Genomic DNA, 25,190 nt, shown 5'->3' on the forward strand with positions numbered 1-25,190 from the left:
AACTTACGCGTCGCACGTTGGAGAGGCGCTTTATGCTTCGCCCGGACCGGCCGATGATGGCGATCGCGGGATATGAGCTGGCGCGAATGAGCGCTCGACATGGTCTGGACGTACACGCGTTCGTTTTGATGTCCAACCATTTTCATCTGCTAGCAACGGATGAACGAGCCACGCGCAGCGATGCGATGAGAGACTTTTGTTCGGGCGTGGCCAGGGCGAGGAATCGTCAGCTGGAGCGGTGCGGATATGTCTGGGACGGACGGGGCTATCACGAGACCGTGGTGCTGGATCGAGAGGCTTTAGAGCGAAAGCTGGTCTATGTATGGATGAACCCGGTGCGCGCGGGCCTGGTTCGTTGTGTGCGAGATTGGCCTGGATTTACCGTGCTTCCTGAGGACTGGGGAAAGCCCGTACGAGTGAAGCGACCTCAGTGGTACGGCCGGAAGTCTGAGGAGGAGGTAACATTTACCCCCCAACCGCCGCCTGGCTACGAGCATATGGAGTTGGAAGAAGTACGTGCGCACTTCAATCGTCTGATTGAGAAGGCAGAAGCTGAAGAGGCCAGGCAGCGTGGTGTAAGACGTGTGCTTGGTTCGACGCGTGCTGCCTTGGTTGGTGTGTTGTCCGGACCCAAAACCAGGGCAGCTTGTGAGCGTGCTCCGAGGTATATGGCTTCGGCGTCAGCGGATGTCACTCAGGCCGGAGAGCGTTGGCGGGCATTTCAGAATGCATACGCGCATCAGCGAAGGCGCTGGAAACGTGGACGGCGCGGAGGAAAGTTTCCTGCTGGTACGGTCTGGATGCCCCGCCATACGGCGGCTCAGTGCGAGGAGTATCGGGGGCGTGTGGGGTGTATTGCCCGGGAAGGGGTACGCGGTGGTCAGGAAGTCGATTTCAAGACTATGTGTCGGCACACTGCGTAGTGCGCTTGGTGAGACTCAGTAGATAGCAAGGTTCCCGCTCTCGCTCCCACGTGGCATGAGACGATGGTTAGAATGCCAGAGAGCGATTTCCTCGGATTGTGTGGCAGTGAACGGGAGCGGGTGTGTCTGCGCTTGTAAGACGAGCGAGTGGGAAGTGTTTACTTGCGGGGGGGCAGGTGGTCCGTTGTCGACCTATCTGACGATGATGAACGTCCCTCGACGATGATGAACGTCCCTCGGACGGTTAACGTCCTTCGGATAGTTACGCCAGTCTTGCATTTCTCGATGAGACAGGCAGGGAATCGCGTCTGAGGTTGTGGCGCTGTGCTGGGGGATACCGGCCGGTACAATCCTGTCCTGCCGGTATTCAGGCTACTTCGCTCAAGTGGAGCACTGCGCTGCGTTCTGACTTTCGGTTTTCTCGGAGTCCTGACCCTCCGGGCGTCCTGACCCTCGGTTGTTTGGGCGTCCTGACCCTCGGTTGTTTAGCTCTTCGGACGTTCAGTTCGTCGAGTGCCTTAGGCGTTCCGGTTATCACACGATTAGAGGGCCTGGGTAAGTTGCTGCAGGCGGCTCTGAAGCTGCTCCAGAAGAAGGTTGGCACAGCCGCCTGGTGAGATACGAGCCTGCAGGCTGTCCTCCGGTTTTCGATTGGCGAACTGATCGAGTGACGCCGCTACCTGGCGGTAGGCGTCGCGAAAGGGGACGCCCTGGCCGGTTAAGTCTACGGCATGATCGGTGGCATGCATCGGGCCGGAGATCGCGTTACGTAGCGCGTCCGGTGAGAAACGCAAGGCGTCAAGCAGTGGGGCTATCAGTTCGATTGCCGTCAGGCCGCGGTTGAGGGCTCGTAGAACCGGGCCCTTCGTATTCTGGAGGTCGCGATGGTACCCACTGGGCAGTGAGAGCAGGGAGATGAGCTCATTTATGGCGCCGACCGCCGGGCTGGTAGCCGCACGAAGCAATTCCACGACGTCGGGATTCCTCTTGTTCGGCATGATGGATGAGCCCGTGGTATAGGCATCGGGTAACTCGACAAAGGCAAATTCCTCCGTCGTAAAAAGGCTCAGGTCCCAGGCCAGGCGACGCGTGTCGAGCAGTGCCTGGAGAAGGGCGGTGAGCGCCTGAAACTCAAACTTTCCGCGGCTGTTTTGAGCGTAGATAGGATTGACCTGAAGACGCTCAAAGGCCAACTCGGCACTTACCTGGTCACGGGGCAGTGGCAGATTTACTCCGTAGCCGGCAGCGGTTCCCAGCGGGTTTGAGTTGAGCCAGCTGGCGGTGGAGCGCGCGAGGTTGCCGTTGTCGATAAACGCTTCGGCGAAGGCGGCAAACCACATTCCGAGAGAGGAGGGGACGGCACGCTGAAGGTGGGTGTAGCCCGGCATGGGTATGTCGCGTTCCTGGCGGGCCCGGTGCAACGCGACGTCAGCGATCGCCGCGCAGTTTCGTGCCAGTCGGTGGAGGGCATCGCGCAGGAAGAGGCGCTGGGCAACGAGTACCTGGTCGTTACGGCTGCGGCCGGTGTGTACTTTTTTTCCGAGTTCGCCGAGGGCCTGGGTCAGATAGAATTCGATGGCGGAGTGCCCATCTTCAAAGCGCTCATCGAGTTGAAAAGAGCCGCTGGAGAATGCTTCCCGGAGCGATGTAAGGGATTCAACCAGTCGAGTGACCTCGTCTTGGCTGAGCACGGTGATAGTGCCCAGCCCCCGGACGTGCGCGATGCTTGCGGCGATATCATAGATGAAGAGCTGGCGGTCGAGGATGACATCCTCCCCGGCAGTAAATTCCATGAGCCGGCGATCGACATCGGTGTTGCCTTTGTCCCAGAGGGGAGAGGTCATTGCGGGACTCCTTCCAGTTCGTCAAATCCGAGAGTCAGGTTGAGATTCTGAAGCGCCTGGGTTGCGGCGCCTTTAAGGAGGTTGTCGAGGGTGGCGACCAGCGTGAGCTGACCTTTGGTCGTGGGGCCGGCGGGCTGACCTTCGGTCGTTTTGCGGGGCCGCCGACCTTCGGGGGACGTGTGAAAGCCGCCGATATGAACCTGGTGGCTGCCGGCTGCATCGCGGACCAGCGGAATTGTTTTGCTGATCTGGATCAGCGGCTCGTCGCCGAAGAGGCGCTCGGTGCGCTCCAGCGCCTCCTCCGGGGTGATATCCCGAGTCAGGTCACAGGTGATGGTCAGTGTGATTCCGCGGAAGAATGAAGCGACATGCGGTATGAAACAGATCTCCTGTCCGAGTTGCTCGCTGACTTCACGCTCGTGGATGTGCCCGGTGAGCGCGTAGGGCAGGAGGTTGTCGCGCAATACCTCCGGATCGTTTTTGGGCGAAGGGGTCGTGCCGGCACCACTGTAGCCCGATACGCCGAAGACGTGCGGCATATTCGCGAGCAAATCGAGGAAGGGAAGAAGTGCCAGTTGCATGCCGGTGGCGTAGCACCCGGGGTTGGCAATGCGGGTGGCCCGGGCAATGGCTTCGCGGTTGCGTTCAGGCTGGCCGTAAGTCCAGGCTGCGTCGAAGCGGTGGTCCGCGCTCAGATCGATGATCACCGTGGTTGGCGAGGCGTTATCGAGCGCTGTGACAAAGGTCTCGGAGACGCCGTTGGGCAGTGCCAGGATGACGGCATCCAGGCCGCGGGCGGCGACATCGGCAGGGGACAGGGCTTCAAAGGTCAGTCCTTCGGGGCCCCCCTGGACATGGTCGGAGACCCGTTCGCCGGCGAGTTCACGGGAGCTGACACAGGCGAGTTCGATGCCCGGGTGTCGAGCGAGCAGGGGAATGAGCTCGCTTCCTGTATGGCCACGAGCTCCGATGAGTCCGACAGTTTTTTTGTTCATAGGAGGGATCCGATGCGTGGAATGGTATCCTGAGCGTCAACGCTGGTGGAGCATCGAGCTCCGTAAGGGGCCGATGGGAGAGGGCGCCTTAAGGGGCCCTCTCCAGGCGCTATAGAGTGCGCCATTTATGGTTCTGGCGTTTCGATGCGAAAACCTGCCCCTGGGGCTGTGTAAGAACCGGGCGTTTGGGTGCGAAAACCTGACCCTGGGTCGGCGTAAGGGCCTGTGTTGCCAGTGGAGTTTCTGACCGAGGGTCGGCAGTACATCACATGTGCTTGTGTCAGAACTATTGACCGAGGGTCGGCAAAGCGTCAACGGTGTGTGCCGGCGCAAGGTCTGTAAAGTTAGGTGACCAGGTTACTTGTGGGGTACGTGCGCGTTCCACGAAGGCGCTGGGGAGCGGTCTGATCAGGGGGGCAGCGCACGGCCCTGAGGGCCGGCGCAGGAACCTGTGTGCGAGATATGGGAGTAAGTGCTTGGTTTGGAAGCACGTAAGACTTCGGCGTGCGCCGGCTGAGCGGGGGCGTCGTGACAAGGTTTTAGGCGTCAGCAACGGCATGCTCATAAAAGGTGGCCGGCATCGCCAGAGCGATCTCCACGCAGCGCTTCATCTCCTCAAAACTCTCCATTCCGTACCAGAATACCGTCCAGCGGCCCGCCGAGTAGGTTCCGTCAGACTCTTGAAAGTACCAGTTGTTAATGGGGTTCTCGGAGCGCGCACGCCAGAAGAGTTTACTGTTCTCACGCTTCATCCGGGCCCAGAGGGATTGCCCCAGACCTTCGCCCTGGGCTTTGCGGGTGACTCCGAATTTATCCAGGTAGGGGAGCCCGTCTTCCAGAGTCAGGATGGCGGTGGCGCGGTAGGAATCGGTCAGATAGATGCGATGGAAGGGCTTGAGTTCGAAGTAGTCGTCGGCGAGCTGTCGCTGAAAGCAGGCTTCCAGGAGTTCGCGGATGCGCGTGCGGTCGAGTTTTTCCATGCTCGGATGACACTGGACCGACTCGCCACGACGCACCAGCGTTCCGGAGCCGCGGTGGGTGAAGAGCTCGCGGGCGAGCTGACCGGGGGTCGTAATGGAGACCGAGGATGAGAGGGGGAGCTGATCGAGCAGCTCCTTGATCTGTTGGAGCTTGAGGCGCATCCCCGAATGCACCCAGTCCTGTTGCATCAACTCGTCGTAGTCTTCGGTCAGGTTCACCGAGGGGATCAGACGTTCGTACTGGTCGAGGAGTCCACCGGTGGGCGTGAGGAAGACGATTTTGAAGGGTTGGATGCGCAACGCGAGTTCGCGGGCGGCGACATCGGCGTTGATGTTGACGATCTGGCCCGTCGGGGTCTCGCCAAGGCTGGAGAGGATGGGCAGGCAGCCGCTTCGAATGGCCGAGACGATGCCTTCGGTGTGTATTCCGCGCACTTCGCCGACCAGTCCCAGGCGGTCGTGATCGAGGAGCTCGGCTTCGAAGACTCCGCTGGTAATGGGGCGGGCATGGGTGCCCAGCGCTTCCAGCGCATCGACAAGCTGGAGGTTCACGTTCTGGAAGACCTTTCGGGCCACCTCCAGAGCGTCGGGGGTGGTCACGCGCATGCCATCAATGCGCGGCGTTTCAATGCCGGCTTCTTCCAGAGCCTCGTTAAGCTGGGGGCCCCCGCCGAGCACGACGATCGGAAAGAGTCCAACCTTGTGCAGAAAGCTTAGCGAGCTGGCCAGTGCTTCCAGATCGTCGCGGAGCACGCCGCCGCCAACTTTAATCACGGCGAACTGTTTGGACTCCATGCTGGCAAACTGCTTGAGGTACTGCTCGACCTCTTTGCGGCTGCCAATGTTCTGGAGAAGGCGGATGATCGTGTTGCGGGTATCAAGCATGGGCATGCCTTGCGATGCGGGGGAGGAGCGCGGCCGGCAGGGAGGGTAATGTTCGCGGGGTGTGGATGCAACAGCGCTGAATGAAGATGTGAGGCATAAGAGCTTCATCAGGTGGAATGGTCAGAGTTGAAGCTCGGTGGGCGGAGGGGGCGCTGTTGTGTGGCCGGTGAAGGATGGGCGGGAGTGCCAGGTCCTGAGGTGACCTGCGGGAGAGGATGAATACATCCGAACGTGGTCAATACGAGCGAGGGTTAGCACGCGATGCGTGGGCAACGCTGCGTGCGGCACCGGAGTAACCTGGAAAATCTGTAGAAATTACGGTGAGAACTGCTGACCGAGGGTCGGAACCCCGTGGTGAGAATTGCTGACCGAGGGTCGGAAATCCAGGGTTTGGAATCTGTGTGTTGGGCAGGGGGAAAGAACTGACCGAGGGTCGGCTTCAGGGCGCAGAATGGTCGGCATGTGTCGACAGGGCCGTGCGGCTGAGCAGGTAGTAGTTCTGTGGCTCCGGGGCGCGCACGTCGTCTTAATTCAGCGGGTAGGACGTCCAGCCCTCGGTCCAGGGGGAGGCGCTCGGAGAGAACGCGCCCAGGTAGACCGCGGTCGGATCGAAGCCCTCCGGTGGGCGTTCCAGATCGCGGTCGGTGGTGTGCTCGCTTAGTGGGACCCAGCTCGGGTTACTCAGGTTGTAAGGGGAGCTAAAGCCCGGATCGAGACCGAATCGGTTGTGGGTGCTCGGGTCCTGAAACATGGAGTAGTCCCCCAGCGAGGGGTTCTCGCCGGCCTGGTCGGCTTCGAAGTAGGATTCGCCGTCTTCTCCCTGATTAAAAAAGAGGGTGTTTTCGACCAGGAGGCGGCCCTGTTGAGCGTGGTCGATGGCGTGGGGGCCTTCGATGTGGAGACCGGAGGCGTCCTGGCCGATGACGATACCGTGGGAGAGCAGTCCCTGGCCGCCGAGCTTAAAGTAAATGCCGCGCTGGCGGTCGCCGCGGCGGTCGAAGCCAAGCACCGTGTAGTTGAAGATGCGGGCATCGGTCTGAGGCAGGGCGTCGGGGGCTTCGGAGAGGTTCTCGATCTCGATGGCCTCATGGCTGTTGATGTCCTGCTGGATGGCCAGGAACTGAGCGGTGCCTCGCCAGCCGGTGTCGATGTCGATGCCGTCGTCCTGGGCCCGGGTGCTTACTGCGTAGCGCAGGTCGACGCTGCCGCCGAAGATCGCGATTCCGTCGTCATCGCTCAGGTGGGTCTGGACATACTCCACGGTCGTGTCGCTGCCGCACCCGGCCAGGGTGATGCCGTTGAGTGCTTTGTTGCCGTTGACCTCCGCGCCACCGAACTCAACGCGCACGTAGCGCAACGTGCCACAGTCCCAGGTTTCATCGGTGCCACCGACGCTGGTGTCCTGGTCACTCTGGATTCGCAGGTTGAAGGGAGTTCGGTTGGTGGGCGCCCGTCCGACCAGCGCCAGACCGGCCCAGTCGCCGGCCAGGCGTTGTCCCGGTGGCTTGGCGCTGGTGAACACGATCGGGGCGTCGCGACGCCCGTCGGCGATGAGTTTTGCGCCGTTGAGCGAGACCAGACCGGCGTTTCGTTCGGCGAGTATCTGGGTGCCAGGCTCAATCGTGAGGGTAGCCGGGGCCACCACCATGACGATGTCGGTGAGCATGTAGACGGTGTCGGCGCGCCAGACGGTGTCTTCAACGATGTGGTTGGTCACGCGAACGACATCGTTTTCTTTGCAGAGGCCGTCGATGCACTGTGAGGCGGCGCCGCAATCTTCGGCGCTGACGCACTGGTTTAGCTCCAGGGCCAGCGAGCAGCTCCCGGAGAAGAGGAGCGCCAGGGGAATGATGGCGAGTCGCGCGAGTGCGGGAACGAAGGGCAACGAGGTCACGAGCAGGCTCACGGCAGGAGTGTCATACCATTGACGCCCGGCCACGTTAGCGCTGGAGGGGAAGGCTGGCAACAAAAGCGCCCGATGTTGTTCGGCAGGCGCTTCGGTGGTCAGGTTTCGGCGCCAAAACAGCGGGCGTAGTGGGCTGCAACCCGCAAAAGATCGTGGAGCGTCACGAACTCGTCGGCGGTATGGGCCTGTGCGATATCGCCGGGGCCAAAGACGAGGGCAGGCCAGCCGGCCTGAGAGAAGAGGGCCGCTTCGGTCCAGAAGTCGACCGCCGGCGCTTCGGGCAGCCCCAGGCGTTGAGCCTCGGCTCGGGCGCTCTCGAGAAGCCCCTGGCCCCGGGGGCCGAAGTCTGCGGGGAGAGAGGGGCCGACAAAGCCCGGTGTCCAGCTTACGCGCTCTTCGGTGGCGAGGCGCATGAACTGGTGGGCGACCGCCTCCGGGTTGTCGCCGGGGCGCGGGCGGATGCCCCAGCGCACCGAGGCTGATGGCGCGACGATGTTGGGTTTTTTGCCGCCTTCAATCACGCCCACATTGAAGCAATGGCCGCGCAGGTGGTGGCCGATGTCTGACCCAGGGTCAGCATCGGAGGGCGTAAAATGCGGGGAAATGTCTGACCCAGGGTCAGCGCCGTCCCGCGCCCGGTGGGCGTGGGCAACGGCGTCGGTGACCCACTGCGCGGCGGCGTGAATCGCGCTTTCTTCCAGGGCGCGAGGTCCCGAAGAGTGTCCGGCGCGGCCGTGGAAGGTGCCGCTAAAGGTGCGGATTCCCCGGTGCGCCAGCACGGCCCGGGCGCCGGTGGGTTCGGCGACGAGAACCACCCGGAAGTTGTGCGTGGTGCGGGCGCAGAACTCGCGGACACAGCGGGACTGCCCGGCCTCTTCATCGCTGGTGAAGAGAAGGGCGCAGGGACCATGCGTGGTCTGGGCGGCGGCGAGCATGGCGGCCGCAGCCCCCTTGATGTCGCAGGCGCCCAGACCGATGGCCCGGTCGTCGGTGATGCGCAGCGTCCAGGGATCGGCCGAGTACCCCTCGGCCGCCGGGACCGTATCCAGGTGAACGTTGACCAGGACCTCGGGCTGGCCTCGCCGGGCGTAAAGCCAGACGTGGCCCTGGCCCAGATCGACCTCCTCGAACTCAAACTCCCCGGGAGCGTCTGCGAGCGCCCGGCGCACGTAGGCGAAGATCCCCTGGCCACCTTCCAGGGCGCGCGGCGGGTTGGTGGTGTTGAAGCTCACCAGCTCTCGAAGGTGGGCGAGTGTGATGTCGAGGAGGTCCTGGGCCATGGTGTTAGTCCTCGCTGTTAACGAGCGCGTGCAGCGTGGAGCTCTGACCGAGCAGCTTGATGAAGCCTTCGGCCTCGGTCACGTTCCAGTCAGCCGACTGCGCGTAGACCGCTCCCTGACGACGCAGAATGTGCGGGGAGTCGACTTTGATGACGTTGACCTTTCCGCCCCAGGTTTCCAGGGTGATGGTGCCGTTGACACAGCTCTGAGAGCTTTCGATGTAGGCTTCCAGGTCGAATTTAAGCGGTTCGTAGAAGAAGCCCTTGTAGACGAGCTCCACCCATTTCTGGGCGACCACCGGTTTGAACTGGTTCTGATACCCGGTGGAGACGGCCTCTTCCAGCGCGCGGTGAGCGCTCAGCAGGCAGGTCAGCCCGGGGGCCTCGAAGACGATACGTCCTTTAAGTCCCACGGTGGTGTCACCGGTGTAGTAGCCGCGCCCCACGCCGTAGGCACCAAAGCGCTTGTTGAGCGTGGAGATGAGCTCCGGGCCGGCGATGGGCTGGCCATCAAGCGCCACAGCGACGCCCTGCTCAAAGGTGATCTCCGCCCGCAGTGCTTCCCGCGGCCACTGGGAGGGGTGCGCCGTCAGCTGGTAGGTCTCCTCGCCGGGGGCTTCCCACTCGTCGACTTCGGAGCCGGAGGTGGTGACGCCGAGCAGGTTCTCGTTGATCGTGTAGCGGGAGGCCTTGGCGCGGGTGCTAAAGCCCCGCTCCTCGAGGAAGGCCTTTTCGTAGTCGCGCACATTGGTGTGGGCCTGCTGGATGTCGCGGATGGGCGCCAGGATCTCGAAATCTCCCAGAGTTTTGACGGTCAGGTCAAAGCGTACCTGGTCGTTGCCCATGCCGGTGCAGCCGTGGGCGAACTTGTCGGTCCCGAGCTCGCGGCAGAGCTGCAGGGCCTTGCGCACGATGATGTAGCGGTCCGAGCAGAGCAGCGGGTACTGGTTCTGGTAGATTTCGCCGCCCTGGACCAGAGGCACCACGACCTCTTCCCAGATGTCGTCGCCGCCGTCGACCGTGTGGTGGGCGACCGCCCCCAACTCCAGGGCGCGCTTCTCGATGTAGGTGCGTTCCTCGTCGTCGACCCCGCCGGTATCGACAAAGAGGGTGACCACATCGAGGCCTTTTTCTTTGAGGTAGGGGACACAGAAGCTGGTATCGAGGCCTCCAGAGAAGGCAAGTACGACGGTGTTGCTGGACATCTTGGGACTCCGTGGGGGAGGGCGCGCCGGCGCCCGGGGGGCTGATTCAGGGGGTGATGAGCTCGCTCATCAGGGCTTTTTGCACGTGGAGGCGGTTTTCGGCCTCCTCGATCACGAGCGAATTGGGGCCGTCGATCACCTCGTCGGTGACTTTGACGTTGCGACGGCAGGGCAAGCAGTGGCTGAAGAAGGCGTTGTCGGTGAGCGCCATCTTCTCGGCATCGACGATAAAGTGCTTGTGAGCGTCGCGCACCGGTTTTTCCTCGTCCCAGCGTCCGAAGTAGGGCAGTGCCCCCCAGGATTTCGCGTAGACGACGTGGGCGCCGGAGTAGGCCTCTTCAATGTTATGGGTCACCGTGAGGCTTCGGCCCTGGGAGGAGGTGTACTCCTGGGCCAGGCCCATGTAGCGCTCGTCGAGGCGGTAGTCTTCGTTGGGGCACAGGAGGGTGACATCCATGCCGAACTTGGCGGCGATCATAAGGGCGGAGTTGGCCACCGCGGTGTTGAGGGGCTTGGGATGGTAGGTCCAGGTGAGCACGAACTTCATGCCATCGACCATGCCCAGGCGCTCCTGAAGGGTGAGCATCAGGGCGAGTTCCTGGCAGGGGTGGGTGATGGTCTCCATGTTGATGACCGGCACGGTGGCGTGTTCGGCAAAGGCATGGATGATCTTGTCCTGGCGGTCCACCGACCAGTCCTGGAACTTTGGAAAGGCCCGCACCGCGATCAGATCGCAGTAACGCGAGAGCACCCGGGCGGCTTCGCGCACGTGCTCCTCGGCGTTTTGATCCATCACCGAGCCGAGTTCAAACTCCATCGGCCAGGAACCCTTTCCGGGCTCCAGTACCACCGCGTGGGCACCGAGCTGGTGGGCGCCAATATCGAAGGAGGAACGGGTGCGCAGGGAGGGGTTGAAAAAGATCAGCGCGATCGTCTTGTTGCGCAGCCGGGCCTGATAGGGCTCGGCCTTAAGGTCGCGGGCGTCATCGAGGATGGACTGGAGGCGGGAGCGGCTCCAGTCGGCGGTGGTCAGAAAATGCTGCATGGTCGCTCCATCATCGGCCGGGGGGCGGCTGAATGCGCCCGTCAAGGTGGCGGATGGTAGGAGCAAAGCAGGGGCCGGGTCAACGCCGGGGACCGTGAGCCTGCACCAGAAGGGCGGTGAGGTTATCGGGGGCGCCGCGGCTTAGGGTGAGCTGGGCGATGGCCTGGCAGGCGGCGCTCAGGTCGGTCGGATGGTCGCGCAGCAATCCGGCCATCTCTTCGTCATCAAGCGCGTTATGGACGCCGTCGGTTGTGGCCAAAAAAACATCGCCGGCTTCGAGTTCGGAGAAGGCGACGCTGACATCGACGCTGTACTGATTGCCGACCGCGCGGGTGAGCACGTGCTTGTAAGGGAAGCTCGCGACGAATTCCGCTGCATCACGGTGGGTGATATTGTGTCGCTCCAGGGTCTCTTCCAGCAGAGAGTGGTCGCGGGTGAGGCGCTCCAGTTGGCCGCGACGAAAGCGGTAGAGGCGGCTGTCGCCCACGTGTGACCAGTAAGCACGGGTTTCGTCGAAGGTCAGCGCCACCAGGGTGGTGCCCATGCCGCGTCGGCTGCCGCGTTCGGCGGCCTCCTGAAACACGGCGGCGTTTGCGAGCTTGGTGCCGGCGATCAGGTTGTGTTGCAGCGATCGTCGGTCGGCCGGGGTGCGCTCGATCATGTCGCCAACTTCATCGAAGTAAGCTGCCAGGGTTTCGATCGCCAGAATCGCCGCCAGCTCGCCGCCTTCATGTCCGCCCATGCCGTCGGCGATGGCAAAGAGGCGGCGGCTGGGGTGCAGGAGGTACACGTCCTGGTTGACGGTACGGCGCTTACCGATATCGGTGATGGCGGCAAAGCGCAGCTCCCAGCCTGCGGAGTGGGCGTAGTCCTCAATGGAGGCGGCGTGAGCGGCGGACTGGGAGGTATGCATTGCGGTCTCCGGCGTGCCCGGAAGGCGCAACACCGCCATCGCCTGAATCTGCGGCGCGCGATGAAACCTCCCCCCCGGGATCTGAGTCTTAGGATGGGTGCTAACTTCAAAAAAAGTAGGCGCCCGAAGTCAGAGGGCCAGGGGATGTCCGCAATGTTTTGAGGGGGGACAGGAGCGGGTTCAACGTCGCCGGTTGTAGGTGGAGGCGCGCGGAGGATTGCTGCGGAGGGAAAGCTATCTTCGAGTCGTATGCGAACCGGGGTCCTACTTGCGCTCGGGATATCAGGCCTCCGGGCCCGGAGAGGGCATGTGCCGAGTCATCGAAGAGGCTGATATTCGCCCTCCGTGGGGCGTAGATTGCTGGCAAATGAGCGGGGGAGAGTCTGATTCCGGTGGAGTCTGACCCCCCGGTGGAGTCTGACCCCGGGTCAGCATAAATGCGTGATAAATTGAGAGGAAAGTCTGACCCCGGGTCAGTTTAAGTGCTTGATGAATCGCGGATTTTTGACGGTCGAAGTCTGACCCTGGGTCAGGATAGGTGGCGGTCGAAGTCTGACCCCGGGCCAGCGTAAAGGGGGGATTGTATGGTGAGCGAAGTCTGACCCCGGGTCAGCGGCTTGCGGCGAGCGAAGTCTGACCACGAGCCAGCGGCTTGCAGCATAAATGCGTGATAAATTGAGAGGAAAGTCTGACCCCGGGTCAGTTTAAGTGCTTGATGAATCGCGGATTTTTGACGGTCGAAGTCTGACCCTGGGTCAGGATAGGTGGCGGTCGAAGTCTGACCCCGGGTCAGCGTAAAGTGTTGATTGTGGGGTGTTTTTTGGGGGAGTGTCGCGAATTGATTGCAACAAAAAGCCCCCGGCACCATGGGAGGTGTCGGGGGCATCCGCCTCTCGGCGCCGGGGGCGCGGTGAGCGGCGAGGGTGTTGCGAAATTACTTGAGAAGGTCAGCGACGACGGCGCGCTCCTCAAGGAGCTGCTTCTCGGTGACTTTCATCTTCTCGCGGGAGAAGTCGTTGAGCTCAATGCCCTGGACGATCTCGTAGCCGCCCTTACCGTCGCAGCGGACGGGGAAGGAGTAGATCAGCCCTTCTTCAATGCCGTAGGAGCCGTCGGAGGGAACGGCCATCGCGTGGTATTCGCCTTCGGGCGTGACGGTGAACCAGTCGCGCACATGGTCGATCAGCGCGTTGGCGGCGCTGGCGGCCGAGGAGGAGCCGCGGGCCTTGATGATGGCCGCGCCGCGCTGCTGAACCGTCGAGATGAAATCACCCTTGAGCCACTCGTGGTCGTCGATGACCTCGGTGACCGGCTTGCCCTGGATCGTGGCGTTGAAGAAATCCGGGTACATGGTGTTGGAGTGGTTGCCCCAGATGCCCATGTTTTTGACGGCCGAGACCGGCACACCGGCTTTGGCGGCAAGCTGGCTCTTGGCGCGGTTCTCATCAAGACGCGTCATGGCGGTGAAACGCTCATTGGGCACGTCGGGAGCGCTGTGCATGGCGATCAGGGCGTTGGTGTTGCAGGGGTTGGCCACGACGGCCACGCGTACGTCATCGGCGGCGTTGTCGTTGATCGCTTTGCCCTGGCCGGTGAAGATCGGGCCGTTGGCCTTGATCAGGTCGGCGCGCTCCATGCCCTGCTTGCGGGGCATACCACCGACGAGCAGCGCGATGTTGGCGCCGTCGAAGCCCGTCTTCAGATCGTCGGTAAGCACCATGTCCTGCAGCAGCGGGAAGGCGCAGTCGTTGATCTCCATGGCCACGCCTTCAAGCGCCTGGAGGGCCGGGGTGATCTCGATGAGCTGGAGAATGACCGGGGTGTCTTTGCCCAGCAGGTCGCCCGAGGCGATGCGGAAGAGCAGGGAGTAGTCAATGGAACCGGCAGCACCGGTGACAGCAACGCGGACAGGCTTCGTCATACATGCGCTCCTAAATCAAGCAGGTCGGGGTGGAGTGGCGAGCTAGAAAGACGCCGAAGGGGTAAGTCCTGGGCCCGGCAGTGTCAAGGGGCCGGGAGGAAGTTTGCGCCGGATGGCGCGAGATGAGCGGGCCGGCCACAGGAGCCGCCGCAAGGCCGCAGAGCCTGCGCGGTAGTGGTGGAGGCGGGGCATGCCTAACACCGCGTGGCCTGGCCGGGGGCGGGGAGGGCCGGTGAGGAGCCAGAGCAGACGCGGCGCGTCCGAGGATTCGGGACGCGCCGCGCAACGAGCAGAATTCGAGCCTGGGAACTCAGCGTTTTAAACGAGGGCTGAGGCCGGCGGAACCTTACTTGATATTTTCCGGCATGGTTTCGATCTCGGCGCTTTCGCGGAGTTGGGCAACGTACTCGCCGAGCGACTGCTGGAGGGCCTGGTTGCGCAGCTCGCGGGTCAGCTGATCCTGAACCGACTCAAAGCTCATCGTTTCTTCATCGCTGCGCTCGGTCACCTGGATGATGTGCCAGCCGAAGTCGGTGCGCACCGGCTCCGAGATCTCGTCGACCTGCATCGAAAAGGCTGCTTCTTCGAACTCCGGGACCATGCGGCCGCGGCCAAAGGAGCCGAGATCGCCGCCGGCCTGGGCCGAGCCGTCATCGGAGTTGTCCCGCGCGACCTGGGCGAAGTCGGCGCCCCCGGTGATCTGGTCGTGAAGGGCCTGGGCCTCCTGGCGAGCGCTCTCCCAGTCTTCGGGGGATTCGGAATCCACCCGCACCAGGATGTGTCGGGCGCGCACCTCTTCGCCGCGGGTAAAGGCTTCGGGGTTGTCGTCGTAGAACTGCCGGGCGTCGTCCTCGTTGGGTAAGGAGAGGCCATCGGCTAGCAGGATCTGCTCAATGGCCACGGCCTGGTAGACCGACTCGCGGATCTCTTCGGGGCTGATGCCGGTCTGGGCGATGTACTCATCGAAATCGATGGACTCGCCATACATTTCGAGAGCGCTGGCCTCGAACTCTTCGCGGTATTCCTGGAGACGAGCGTCGATTTCTTCGGGGCTGGGATCGACCCCGGAGTTGGCGATGGCCTGGTCGACCAGGTGCTGATCGATCAGGTTTTCGATGATCTGGGAGGACATCTGGCGCAGGAGTTCCGGGGGCAGCTGCGCCTGGGCCTGGAGCATTTCGACCTGGGAGTTGAATTCTTCGGCGCTGATCTCCTCGCCGTTGACCCGGGCGACCGGTCCGACGGCGGCGATGCCACCGGTTTCGCCTTCGGTCTGCTCCTGAGCGCCTTCTTCGGAGTCGAGGCTTGCCGAGCGGTACTGCGGCGCCTCGGTCCCGGTCGGCTCGTCGGGTACGGCGTTGCCTGAAGAGCAGGCAGCCAGAAGCAACCCGAGCAGGGCGATCAGGGTGGAGGATTTCAAAGGCATGGTGGTCTCCGTGGGATGCTCCGAGGCAAAAGTTGGAGCGATCATAAGCGTCATTATCAAGGGTGCGAGTCGGCCCGATGCAGCTGCCTCACGTAGAAGGGCAGCGTTCATAACACAGGCTGGTGTTCGGCGCACGCCGCCGGGGCCTGCCTTGATCCGTCAGCACGCACTCCGTAGCCGCGACCCGATGCGGAGTGTTGAAAGGTAGACGCCGCGCCGGTCTGTTCCAGGCTACCGGTGGCGAGGCGCCGGACAGGAGGTGTGCAGGTAAAACGTAGGAATGGCGGGGCGATGAGCTGACCGAGGGTCGGCAGTTTCGATGAGTTGTTGAGCGTCAAGCTGTGACCGAGGGGCGTCAAATCGAACGCTTTCTTCGTGCCAAAATCTGACCGAGGGTCGGAAATTTTTGAGAGTTTTCGGGCGTCAGAATCTGACCGAGGGTCGGTAAGATTGGGTCGTCAGAGTCTGACCGAGGGTCGGTAAGATTGGAGCGTCAGGCTGTGACCGAAGGTCGTCAAATTGGACGTTTTCTTCGTGCAAAGAACTGACCGAAGGTCGGCAGTTTTGATGAAGTTTCGAGCGTCATAGTCTGACCGAGGGTTGGCGCGCTCCGGAAGGGGCGGCGCGCTCCGGGGAACTGAAGGTCGGTGCGCTCCGCATTCATTCGACTGAATTTGGGGTGTCGGGGCGGGAGCCCGGGGGGTGAAAAACGTCAAAAATAGCCCGGGCGGTAGAAGGACCTACCCCCTCGACGTCCTGGAGCGCGGCGAGCGAGGCGGCCTTGATTTTGGTCAGGCTGCCGAAATGGCGCAGCAGTGCGCGTTTGGTCTTGGGGCCGATTCCGGGAATGTCATCCAGACTGGAGCGCAGGGTGGCTTTGCGGCGCAGCTGCTTGTGGAAGCCGATGGCGAAGTCGTGGGCCTCATCGCGCAGGCGTTGCAGGAGGTAGAGTTCGGCGGAGTTCTGACGCAGCACCACCGGGTTTTTTCGTCCGGGCAAGAAGACGCGTTCCGGGCTGCGGGTGACCTCCGGATCGTCAAACCCCACGTCATCCACGCGGCTTTTGGCCAGCGACACGACGTCGATGTGATGCAGGCCCAGATCTTCGAGCACTGCGGTTGCCTGTCCGAGCTGTCCTTTGCCGCCGTCGACCACGATCAGGTCGGGACCCTCGTCGTCGCCGTCGGCGACTTTGCGCAGGCGTCGGGTGAGCATCTCGTGCATGGATGCGAAGTCGTCCTGCCCCTGGACCAGACGCATTTTGTAGTGGCGGTACTCGTTTTTGGCCGGCTCCCCCTCGACAAAGCTCACCAGCGAACCGACCACCTGGGTGCCCTGCAGGTTGCTGATGTCGTAGCACTCAATGCGCCGGGGGAGGTTTTTGAGTTTGAGGCGAGCCTGGAGCTTCTCCAGCAGGTCGCGGGCGCGCTCCTCGCGGGCATGCTCCTCTTCGAAGCTATGGCGAGCGTTGGTCTGGGCGGTCTCAATAAGCGCCCGCTTAGCGCCGCGCTGCGGGGTCTGGACGTACACCTTATGACCGGCCAACTCGCCGAGAAGCTCCTCAAATGCTGCGACCTCCGCGGGGTCCAGGGTGATGGGCAGGAGCACCTCGTTGGGGACGTGGTTGCCAGCGTTGTAGTAGAGGTTCAGAAAGCTGGAGAAGAGCTCTTCGTCGGGAAATTCCTGGTCGGTATAAGAGAAGGACTGGGCGCCCTCCAGGCGTCCGCGGCGAATGAAGAGGATCTGAAACGTGAGGCGATCGCCCTGACGGTAGAAGCCAAACGCGTCGCGGTCGACCTCACGATGGCCCACGGCGACCTGGCGTTCGAGCACCTTTTCAATGGCCCGGATCTGATCGCGGTAGCGCGCGGCCAGCTCAAATTCGAGCGCTTCGCTGGCGTGTTCCATTTTGCTGCGCAGGCGCTCCACGAGCTCATCGCCGCGGCCCTCGAGAAACATCACCGTCTGGTTGACGTCCTGCTCGTAGCGCTCCCGGTCGACCGGGAGGACACAGGGGCCGGGACAGCGCTTGATCTGGTACTGCAGGCAGGGGCGAGATCGGTTGTGGAGCACGTGATCGGGGCAGGTGCGCAGCATGAAGTGCTTGTTAAGCACCTGCAGCGTCTGGCGCAGTGCGTGGGCGGAGGAGTAGGGGCCAAACTGGCGTTGACCGGGCCGCGCTTTGCCGGAGCCCTTGCTGCGGATGACCTCCACTCGTGGCCAGCGCTGGTTGCGATCGATGCGCAACGAGAGGAAGGATTTATCGTCTTTGAGCAGGACGTTGTAGCGGGGCTTATGCGCCTTGATCAGGGTGTTCTCGAGGATCAGCGCCTCTTTTTCGGAGGCGGTGATGATCGTCTCGATATCGCCCAGGATTCGGGGGAGCCGGCGCACAAAAGGGCGCGGATCGCCGTGGACCTGAAAGTAGTTGCGGACCCGGTTTTTAAGGTCTTTGGCCTTGCCGATGTAGATGATTCGGCCGCGGCGGTCGCGCATCAGGTAACACCCCGGCTCGTGCGGGATGGTCGCCAGGCGGGCCTGGATGTCGAAGAGTTCTTCGGAGGCTGCCATAGGTGGAGGAGCCTGGGTATGGGGAGGGGAACGAACGAGGGGATCAGGGGTCGACGCGGACCAGGGCGAACCAGGCGTTCATGGGATTGGCTTTGAACGCGCGACCGATGGTCACGTGCGTGGAGACGCCGCGCAGGCGGTCGACCATGCCGGCATAGACAAAGCGGCCCAGACGCGCGCGGTTGTCCAGGATCGCCGGCCAACTCCCAGGGCGTTCGGGCGGGAGTTCGCGGTAGTCGATGACCAGTTCGCCGTGCCGGTCATCATCGTAGGCAACGAAGTACCCGGGGCCGGTAATCCCCGAGAAGGTCTGATGGTTGTAGCCCCAGAGGACGCGGCGATTATCCGGGGTATGTTCGGCCGAGGGGAGGCAGAAACGTTTTTGAAAGTTGCGGAACACCGGCAGGGTGTTGCGCCCCTCGCAGATCACCTCGGCGAGCGGGGCAACGCCCTCGGGCACGATATCCCGGGTCGTCACGGGCCGGGAGCAGGCGTCGAAGAGGCGGCGTTGCAGCAATGGGGTCAGGCTGCGGACAAAGGCCAGGCGGGTGTCGTGATTGGCGGCATCCAGCCCCCGGGCCAGCGCGTCGGTGTCGATGGGGGAGGTTCTCACCATGGCAAGCAGTTCATTCACAGGCGTCATGACGTCTCCGGCGGCACAGGAGCAAGGGGCTCCGGTGTCGGGGGGTAGAAAGCGTGGGTGAGCGATGAGCATACGCTCGCCCCGATAAGGTTGGCTAGCGTCGGACCTGGGGGAACTTGAGTTGTTCGGGTTCGGAGCGCTCGTAGACGCTCAGGAGGGGGACCCCCTGGAGCTCCACGACGTGGGAGGGGGCCATGGTGCCGTACTCCTCCCAGAGCTCCAGCTGCAGGTAGTTGAAGGCCTTTTGCTGAAAGTAGAGCGCCTTATCACTGGCGTTCATACGGGTGGCGCGCAGGTCCTGGCGAGCGAGGCCTTCGCGCTGGTAGGTGTTCCAGGCGGTGTTGACGGTGTTGTGGATCCAGATTCGGTCGTTTGGATTGGCGTGTTCATTGAGCCAGGGCAGCGCATCGCGCGAGGCGTAGCCCCAGAACTGTCGGAACATGCGACGGTCGGCCGCGCCGGGGTGCCCACCGATGAGTTCGTTGTAGTACGAGGTTCCAAAGGGGTGGTTGTTGCGGGTGGCCAGTGCCGCCGGCGCCAGGGTGGTCAGGAAGAGCAGGCCGGCCAGGGTCGCATAAATAAAGGGTTTTGTCTGACCGGGGGTCGGCAGCGCGCGGGCGGCCTCTCTGGCGAGCCAGGCCACGCCGATGCCGGCGACGATCGCCAGAAAGGGCATCGCCGGCATCCAGTGTTTGGTGCCGCCGAAAATGGGGGTTTCGGGTCGGGCGATCAGGGCGATGGGGAAGAGGAAGTTGATGAGGAAGAGCATCGCCGTTCCACGTGGATCGCCGGGCGGGGGCAGACGACGCTGGCGTAGCGCATCGAGCCAGGCCCGCATGCGCGCGGTGCCTCCGAAGTGGTAAAACCACACATAGCAGCCCAGGGCTGCGGCCAGCAGCAGCGTCGCCGGCACCGTCACCAGGGTCATGACCCAGGGATAACTCACCGGGAAGGGCGGGTTCTGGAGGTTTTCGCCAAAGTAGTAGACGAAGTAGTGCTCATGCTTGAGGTGGAAGTTCATGTACCAGCGCACGCGGGCGAAGGTATCGAACCAGTGCCGGGGCCAGAGCGCGAAGAAGAGCAGGGGCCCCAGCGTGAGCATCGCCCAGAAGGCCGCCGGGATGCGCGGGATGCGTATCCCGCCGTTGCGCCAGTCTCCCACCCGGCGAAAGCCCGTGGGGTGCGTGATCAGCCAGTGGAGCACCAGGGTGATCGGCAGGAAGAAGGCGTTGAGTTTGGTGGAGAGCGCCAGACCGAAGAGCAGGCCCGTGGTCACCGCCCAGCCCCGGGAGGCCAGGCTGCGCCAGTAGGCGTAGACCACCCAGAAGTTCATCGCCACCACGGCCACATCGAAGCAGGCCAGGTGAGCATGGAAGAAGAAGCGCGGCTGCAGCAGGAGCGCGCCCACGGCCACCAGCCCGGCGAGTCGGCCGGCGAGCTGGCGTCCGAAGAGGTAGACGCCACTTAAGAGCCAGCCGGCGGTCACCATGGTGGGGAAGCGCCAGGCGGTGGAATGGCTCATCCACCCGAGCTCTTCGTGAAAGATCTTATGCGAGAGGGCGAAGGCCGCCTTCATCAGCACCGGGTGTTCGGGGTTGTAGCTCCAGTGGCGGTCGACATTGGCCTGGGTGAAGCTCTCGGCCAGGGTGCCGGCGTGGAGGTTGCGCCAGAGGTCTTCAAACCAGCCGATGTATTGCGAGGCGGCGTGAAAGTAGAATCCCTCGTCGCGGGTAAAGCCCATCTGGGCGGTGGCCAGCAGGAGGAGGACGCTGCCAACAAAAATCAGCAGGGCGATGAGCCAGTCGACCCCGGAAGTCGGGGCGCTTTTAGGGCCGGAGGGAGAGGGCATGTTGCGAATGCTCACGGAGCCTTACCAGAGGGCGGTGATGTGCGCGCGAAGAAGGGCGGTGCGGGCATCGGGGCGGCCGGCGTGGTCGCGGAAGGCCTCCCCGGGCCAGAACATCGCGGCCAGAGCGCGGTACTGGAGCGCGAGTCCGGGGCTTACCAGATGTTGGTAGCTCGCGCCCAGCAGGGCTTCGGTGCCCAGGTAACTTCCCGGATCGGGTGCGCCGCGCGGGCCCACGGGCTGGCCGCCGGCTTCCACGCTGGCGGCCAGATCTCGCCAGGGGCGATGGGACCAGGCCAGCAGTGCGCCGGCGGCAACTTCCAGCCCGGCGGGGCCGGCGTAGGTAAGGGTGGGCAAGGCGAAGATCGTGTTGGTCACCGCGCCGGTTTCCACCAGATTGTCGATGCCGCGGGGGGGCGCGGCGGCGCGGAGCGGGTCGTCGGCGCCGGCGACGCTGGCCGCGGTATAGGCGGGCAGGTGTTGATCAAAGAGGAGGACGCCGGCCTGGTAGTTCGGGTCGAAGCGAAAGCGGTGCAGGTTGTCCGAGCGCGGGTCGGAGTCACCGGAGGCAAAGCCCGAGCGCAGCGCCAGGCTCAGTGCGCTGGGGCGATGGCGGACCTCCAGGTGCGCGGCGGCGCCGGCCGCATCGATGGCCACCGGAAGCTCCGGGGTGGCGCCATCGGCGCGGGTCGTCTCGCCACGCAGGTAGGCGGCTTCGGCGGCCACTTTAAATCGGAACGTGCCCCCCGGGGTATAGAACTGGTGGTTTCCGGCGAGGTCGAAGGCGGCCACGTTGAGGGTGGAGCCGTCGCGATCGCTTTGATCGCGATAGGCCAAATAGATCCCGACCTCGCTCGGAGCCGGGCGCCACAGAACCGAGGCGATGGCCTGGGTGGCGCGGTCGCCGGCGTTGATGTCGGCGTTTTCGTCGCGGATGACGACATCGGCGCCCACCGCCACCAGAAGATCATCAAGGGGGCTGCGGGAGTTCATCGCGCGGAAGGGCGCGGTGGCAAAGAGTAGTCGCGCTACGCGATCGCCGCCCACCTGCTGGGTGAACATCGTCTCGTGGTCGATATCGCCGTCGTTGGCCAGCAGACCCAGGCCCCAGTGGCTGGTCTGGAGGCCGGCCTGAAGCCGACCCACGGGGCTCTCCCAGCGTAGGAAGAGTTCTCGCGGGGCCAGGGTCTGGTCGGCGCCTCCGAGGACCGGATGGAAGTAGCGAGCGCCGTGGTCGCCAATCGCTGGTGGCGGCGGGTAGGCCCCGCCCAGGAGCGTTCCTGTGAGCAGGTCGGCGGAGGCCACGGCCTGGACCTCTCCCAGATCGATCGTCGCGCCCAGGCGGAGCTGTTGATAGAGACCCGAGCGCAGCCCCTCTTGAAGCGGTCGCTCCAGAGCGTCGGCGCTCAGTCGGTAGTGTCCCTCAACGCGAACCCCGGAGGTGGGGCGATCGTCGATGGGGATCAGGCGCGGTGGGGCCAGTTCCACGACCCGGGGCTCTTGGGAGGGCTGGCCGTCGGTGAGCCCGACACCGGGGAGCTGCGCGGCGGCGATGGACGAGCCCAGCGTGATGCCCAGCAGCGCGATCAGGGCGGAGGTCCGGGAAAGCGAGCCTCGCTCACAGAGAATATGAGTTCTTCGCATCGCGGGCGCTCCTGAAGCCATCACCGCACAGAAAATAACCATCAGCCAGAGACCATCTGGCGGCATCCTGTCACGGAGGACCGGGCCTCGCAACGCCTGCAGGGGAGGGCAGGCCTCGGCGCAGGGGTGTTCGATGCATGGAGGGAAGAAGGATTCGGGAAGATTGAGACTCTCTCTTGACCGCGCGGCGATACTTCATAATAGAGGAGTTGGTCCGTACCGCGTGAGACTCGTTTTCAAGGTTCCCCCGCAGAGGTAGAGCAATGAAGGCAGTTATTTACCGCTGGCTCGACGCGCTTTCGTACAAATGGATCCTCCCCCTGGCGCTCTTATTGGCGCTGGCTCCCGGTCTCCCCGAACCTCATCTTGTTGAGACAAGCCGCATGTTAGTGGGCGGCGAATTGACCAGGGCTGCCTACATCTTCGACTTTGTGATGCACAGTGCCGGGCTCTCGATTCTGGCGTTGAAGGTATTCGCAGACCTTTTTCGCTGGCTGCGCTCCACGACGCCCGCGCCCGCTCAGGCGGCGAGTTAGTCGGGGGCGTATTGAGCGTGAGCTTCGCGTCATCGTCCTGTGAGTTGGGCGCCGGAAGTCTCCCCAGGTCTGACCTACGGTCACGCAGTCTCCGGATACATCTGACCTAGGGACGTCGCAGAGTCTGACCTGCGGTCATGCTATGAGCTGACCTAGGGACGTCGCAAAGTCTGACCTGCGGTCATGCCATGAGCTGACCTAGGGACGTCGCAAAGTCTGACCTACGGTCACGCAGTCTCCCAGGTCTGACCTACGGTCACGCAGTCTCCCAGGTCTGCCCTACGGTCACGCAGTCTCCCAGGTCTGACCTACGGTCACGCAGTCTCCCAGGTCTGACCTACGGTCACGCAGTCTCCGGATACATCTGACCTAGGGACGTCGCAGAGTCTGACCTGCGGTCATGCCATGAGCTGACGTAGGGACGTCGCAAAGTCTGACTCTCGGTCGTTTCTCCGCCCCGGAGTTCCGGGGCGGAGAAACGACCGAGAGTGCTCGGAACGTGGAGGCTCGCTAAGTTCCCTGCCGCCGAGTACGCGGGCCTTAGGCCGGGTGCAGGGCTCGGGCGTGGTGGTGAATATGTTCGCCGATATACGTGGCGATGAAGTAGTAGGAGTGATCGTGGCCCGGACGCCTGCGCACATCGATCGGGTGGTTGACCTCTTCACAGGCACTCACCAGCAGCTCCGGCCGAAGCTGCTCCTCCAGAAACTGATCGTCTTCGCCCTGGTCAATGAGCAGTAAGAGGCGCTCGCTGGCCCCACGTACAAGCTCGGTAGCATCCCAGGACTTCCAGGTGTCGCGATCGTCGCCCAGATACGCGCTCAGTGCTTTCTCTCCCCAGGGCACACGGGTGGGGGCGACGATCGGTGAAAACGCCGATACGCTGCGGAAGCGTCCCGGGTTGCGCAGCGCCAGCACCAGCGCACCATGGCCCCCCATGGAATGGCCCGAGATGGCGCGCGCGTCGTTGGCCGGGAAGTTGGCCTCGATCAGCGCCGGTAACTCCTCGACCACATAGTCGTGCATCTGGTAGTGCGCCGCCCAGGGCGCGCGGGTGGCGTTGACGTAGAATCCGGCTCCTTTCCCCAGGTCATAGCCCTCGGCATCAGCCACGTCTTCACCGCGCGGGCTGGTATCGGGGGCGACCAGGATCACACCTTCCTCGGCCGCGTAGCGCTGGGCACCGGCCTTGGTGATGAAGTTCTGTTCGGTGCAGGTCAGGCCGCTAAGCCAGTAGAGCACCGGACAGGCCTGCGTCTCGGCCGCTGGGGGCAGGTACACCGCGAACTTCATCTCGCAGTTCAGGGTCGCGGAGTGATGCTTCCAGACCTCCTGACGTCCTCCAAAGCTGGCATAACTCTCTACACGTTCCATGACGTCTTCTCCGTAAAAGTCTCTGGCACCTGCGTGCGTGTATCGGTGACTTCGCTACTTGTGAGAAAGGGGCGCCGAGAAGGGCGCCCCTTTCTCCCGAAGCCCGGTTCAGAAGTGAATGACCGTACGGATCGACTCACCGGCGTGCATCAGGTCAAAGGCCTCATTGATGCGCTCCAGCGGCAGGGTGTGGGTGATAAAGGGATCCAGATCGAGCTTCCCACTCATGGCTTTTTCAACCATGCCCGGAAGCTCCGTGCGACCGCGCACGCCTCCAAAGGCCGAGCCCCGCCAGACCCGGCCGGTGACCAGCTGGAAGGGGCGCGTGCTGATCTCCTGACCGGCGCCGGCCACGCCGATGATCACCGACTCTCCCCACCCCTTGTGGCAGCATTCCAGGGCTGAGCGCATCACCTCGACGTTGCCGATGCACTCAAAGCTGTAATCGACGCCGCCGTCGGTCATCTCTACGAGCACTTCCTGAATCGGCTGCGAATGATCCTTCGGGTTGACCACGTCGGTGGCGCCGAGCTTCTGGGCCAGCTCAAACTTCTCCGGGTTCAGGTCCACGCCGATGATGCGCGAGGCGCCGGCTTCTTTGGCGCCCATGACCACCGCCAGGCCGATGCCGCCCAGACCAAACACCGCCACGGTGTCGCCGGGCTGCACCTTGGCCGTGTTGTGCACGGCTCCAATGCCCGTGGTCACGCCGCAGCCCAGCAGGCAGACCTTCTCCAGGGGGGCATTAGCATCGATCTTGGCCAGCGAGATCTCCGGCACGACCGTGTACTCGCTAAAGGTGCTCGTACCCATGTAGTGGTAGAGCGGCTTGCCCTGGTACGAGAATCGCGTGGTGCCGTCTGGCATCAGCCCCTTGCCCTGGGTGGCCCGTACGGCCTGGCAGAGGTTGGTTTTGCCCGACGTGCAGAACTTACACTGGCGACACTCCGCGGTGTAGAGCGGGATCACCCGGTCTCCCACCGAGAGTCCGGTCACGCCTTCGCCGACTTCCACCACGATACCGGCCCCCTCGTGCCCGAGCACCGAGGGGAAGATGCCCTCCGGGTCCTCGCCACTGAGCGTAAAGGCGTCGGTGTGGCACACGCCGGTATGCGTGATCTGCACCAGTACTTCGCCCGCGCGGGGCCCTTCCACATCGATCTCAACGATCTCCAGGGGCTTATTCACTTCAAATGCAACGGCGGCACGGCTCTTCATAGACTCTTCTCTCAGGTGGGGGGACACGCACGTTCG

The 25,190-nt window shown here is 63.3% G+C and carries 17 protein-coding genes; 1 reads left to right on the forward strand and 16 read right to left on the reverse strand.

What is annotated here, in order from left to right; all coding sequences use genetic code 11:
• Positions 1–1,465: 1,465 nt before the first annotated feature.
• The 14 genes from argH to DL240_RS08355 form a co-directional block, all read right to left on the reverse strand.
• On the reverse strand, positions 1,466–2,767 hold the full coding sequence (argH, locus tag DL240_RS08290) for an argininosuccinate lyase (RefSeq protein ID WP_111729413.1): 1,302 nt from the start codon (positions 2,765–2,767) through the stop codon (positions 1,466–1,468).
• Positions 2,764–3,762 carry an N-acetyl-gamma-glutamyl-phosphate reductase gene (locus DL240_RS08295; RefSeq protein ID WP_111729414.1) on the reverse strand — a complete coding sequence of 333 codons (999 nt, stop codon included), beginning with the start codon at positions 3,760–3,762 and terminating at the stop codon, positions 2,764–2,766. The genes argH and DL240_RS08295 overlap by 4 nt, the downstream gene beginning before the upstream one ends.
• 539 nt (positions 3,763–4,301) lie before the next feature.
• A complete protein-coding gene (locus tag DL240_RS08300) occupies positions 4,302–5,627 on the reverse strand; it encodes an acetylglutamate kinase (RefSeq protein ID WP_111729415.1) in 1,326 nt (441 codons plus the stop codon).
• Positions 5,628–6,153: 526 nt separating this feature from the next.
• Complete coding sequence (locus DL240_RS08305; protein ID WP_158542440.1) at positions 6,154–7,533, reverse strand: hypothetical protein; 1,380 nt, start codon at positions 7,531–7,533, stop codon at positions 6,154–6,156.
• A gap of 98 nt (positions 7,534–7,631) precedes the next feature.
• On the reverse strand, positions 7,632–8,813 hold the full coding sequence (locus DL240_RS08310; RefSeq protein ID WP_111729417.1) for a M20/M25/M40 family metallo-hydrolase: 1,182 nt from the start codon (positions 8,811–8,813) through the stop codon (positions 7,632–7,634).
• 4 nt (positions 8,814–8,817) lie between these two features.
• Positions 8,818–10,017 (reverse strand): argininosuccinate synthase, encoded by a 1,200-nt coding sequence (locus tag DL240_RS08315; protein ID WP_111729418.1) that lies wholly within the window; start codon positions 10,015–10,017, stop codon positions 8,818–8,820.
• A 46-nt stretch (positions 10,018–10,063) separates the two neighbouring features.
• Positions 10,064–11,062 carry an N-acetylornithine carbamoyltransferase gene (locus tag DL240_RS08320; protein WP_111729419.1) on the reverse strand — a complete coding sequence of 333 codons (999 nt, stop codon included), beginning with the start codon at positions 11,060–11,062 and terminating at the stop codon, positions 10,064–10,066.
• Between the two features lie 79 nt (positions 11,063–11,141).
• The gene (locus DL240_RS08325; RefSeq protein WP_158542441.1) at positions 11,142–11,975 is read right to left on the reverse strand and encodes a PP2C family protein-serine/threonine phosphatase; all 834 of its coding nucleotides are present in this window, start codon (positions 11,973–11,975) and stop codon (positions 11,142–11,144) included.
• A 934-nt stretch (positions 11,976–12,909) separates the two neighbouring features.
• Entirely contained in the window at positions 12,910–13,896 is a 987-nt protein-coding gene (locus tag DL240_RS08330) for a malate dehydrogenase (RefSeq protein ID WP_111729421.1), read from the reverse strand.
• Positions 13,897–14,242: 346 nt separating this feature from the next.
• On the reverse strand, positions 14,243–15,322 hold the full coding sequence (locus DL240_RS08335; RefSeq protein WP_158542442.1) for a peptidylprolyl isomerase: 1,080 nt from the start codon (positions 15,320–15,322) through the stop codon (positions 14,243–14,245).
• A 660-nt stretch (positions 15,323–15,982) separates the two neighbouring features.
• Positions 15,983–17,893 (reverse strand): excinuclease ABC subunit UvrC, encoded by a 1,911-nt coding sequence (uvrC, locus tag DL240_RS08340; protein ID WP_111729423.1) that lies wholly within the window; start codon positions 17,891–17,893, stop codon positions 15,983–15,985.
• Positions 17,894–17,936: 43 nt separating this feature from the next.
• Positions 17,937–18,536, reverse strand: a complete 600-nt coding sequence (locus DL240_RS08345) for a hypothetical protein (RefSeq protein WP_111729424.1) — start codon at positions 18,534–18,536, stop codon at positions 17,937–17,939.
• Positions 18,537–18,630: 94 nt separating this feature from the next.
• On the reverse strand, positions 18,631–20,385 hold the full coding sequence (locus DL240_RS08350) for an ArnT family glycosyltransferase (RefSeq protein ID WP_111729425.1): 1,755 nt from the start codon (positions 20,383–20,385) through the stop codon (positions 18,631–18,633).
• Positions 20,386–20,406: 21 nt separating this feature from the next.
• On the reverse strand, positions 20,407–22,026 hold the full coding sequence (locus DL240_RS08355; RefSeq protein WP_111729426.1) for a hypothetical protein: 1,620 nt from the start codon (positions 22,024–22,026) through the stop codon (positions 20,407–20,409).
• A 263-nt stretch (positions 22,027–22,289) separates the two neighbouring features.
• Here DL240_RS08355 and DL240_RS08360 point away from each other — a divergent pair, with 263 nt between their 5' ends.
• Complete coding sequence (locus DL240_RS08360; protein WP_111729427.1) at positions 22,290–22,562, forward strand: hypothetical protein; 273 nt, start codon at positions 22,290–22,292, stop codon at positions 22,560–22,562.
• A gap of 540 nt (positions 22,563–23,102) precedes the next feature.
• On the opposite strand, the gene fghA is transcribed toward DL240_RS08360, so the two are convergent.
• Together fghA and DL240_RS08370 are read right to left on the reverse strand one after the other, a co-directional pair.
• On the reverse strand, positions 23,103–23,936 hold the full coding sequence (gene fghA / locus DL240_RS08365) for an S-formylglutathione hydrolase (RefSeq protein ID WP_111729428.1): 834 nt from the start codon (positions 23,934–23,936) through the stop codon (positions 23,103–23,105).
• Positions 23,937–24,044: 108 nt separating this feature from the next.
• Positions 24,045–25,154 carry an S-(hydroxymethyl)glutathione dehydrogenase/class III alcohol dehydrogenase gene (locus DL240_RS08370; RefSeq protein ID WP_111729429.1) on the reverse strand — a complete coding sequence of 370 codons (1,110 nt, stop codon included), beginning with the start codon at positions 25,152–25,154 and terminating at the stop codon, positions 24,045–24,047.
• Between the last annotated feature and the right edge of the window lie 36 nt (positions 25,155–25,190).

It is taken from the genome of Lujinxingia litoralis, from assembly GCF_003260125.1.
In the GTDB taxonomy this organism is placed as follows: Bacteria; Myxococcota_A; Bradymonadia; order Bradymonadales; family Bradymonadaceae; genus Lujinxingia; species Lujinxingia litoralis.

What these genes read in the sequence shown, in the direction of transcription:
- argH (WP_111729413.1), bottom strand. Translation starts at nt 2,767, where the DNA reads ATGACCTCTCCCCTCTGGGACAAAGGCAACACCGATGTCGATCGCCGG.
- DL240_RS08295 (WP_111729414.1), bottom strand. Translation starts at nt 3,762, where the DNA reads ATGAACAAAAAAACTGTCGGACTCATCGGAGCTCGTGGCCATACAGGA.
- DL240_RS08300 (WP_111729415.1), bottom strand. Translation starts at nt 5,627, where the DNA reads ATGCTTGATACCCGCAACACGATCATCCGCCTTCTCCAGAACATTGGC.
- DL240_RS08310 (WP_111729417.1), bottom strand. Translation starts at nt 8,813, where the DNA reads ATGGCCCAGGACCTCCTCGACATCACACTCGCCCACCTTCGAGAGCTG.
- DL240_RS08315 (WP_111729418.1), bottom strand. Translation starts at nt 10,017, where the DNA reads ATGTCCAGCAACACCGTCGTACTTGCCTTCTCTGGAGGCCTCGATACC.
- DL240_RS08320 (WP_111729419.1), bottom strand. Translation starts at nt 11,062, where the DNA reads ATGCAGCATTTTCTGACCACCGCCGACTGGAGCCGCTCCCGCCTCCAG.
- DL240_RS08325 (WP_158542441.1), bottom strand. Translation starts at nt 11,975, where the DNA reads ATGCATACCTCCCAGTCCGCCGCTCACGCCGCCTCCATTGAGGACTAC.
- DL240_RS08330 (WP_111729421.1), bottom strand. Translation starts at nt 13,896, where the DNA reads ATGACGAAGCCTGTCCGCGTTGCTGTCACCGGTGCTGCCGGTTCCATT.
- DL240_RS08335 (WP_158542442.1), bottom strand. Translation starts at nt 15,322, where the DNA reads ATGCCTTTGAAATCCTCCACCCTGATCGCCCTGCTCGGGTTGCTTCTG.
- uvrC (WP_111729423.1), bottom strand. Translation starts at nt 17,893, where the DNA reads ATGGCAGCCTCCGAAGAACTCTTCGACATCCAGGCCCGCCTGGCGACC.
- DL240_RS08345 (WP_111729424.1), bottom strand. Translation starts at nt 18,536, where the DNA reads ATGACGCCTGTGAATGAACTGCTTGCCATGGTGAGAACCTCCCCCATC.
- DL240_RS08350 (WP_111729425.1), bottom strand. Translation starts at nt 20,385, where the DNA reads ATGCCCTCTCCCTCCGGCCCTAAAAGCGCCCCGACTTCCGGGGTCGAC.
- DL240_RS08355 (WP_111729426.1), bottom strand. Translation starts at nt 22,026, where the DNA reads ATGCGAAGAACTCATATTCTCTGTGAGCGAGGCTCGCTTTCCCGGACC.
- DL240_RS08360 (WP_111729427.1), top strand. Translation starts at nt 22,290, where the DNA reads ATGAAGGCAGTTATTTACCGCTGGCTCGACGCGCTTTCGTACAAATGG.
- fghA (WP_111729428.1), bottom strand. Translation starts at nt 23,936, where the DNA reads ATGGAACGTGTAGAGAGTTATGCCAGCTTTGGAGGACGTCAGGAGGTC.
- DL240_RS08370 (WP_111729429.1), bottom strand. Translation starts at nt 25,154, where the DNA reads ATGAAGAGCCGTGCCGCCGTTGCATTTGAAGTGAATAAGCCCCTGGAG.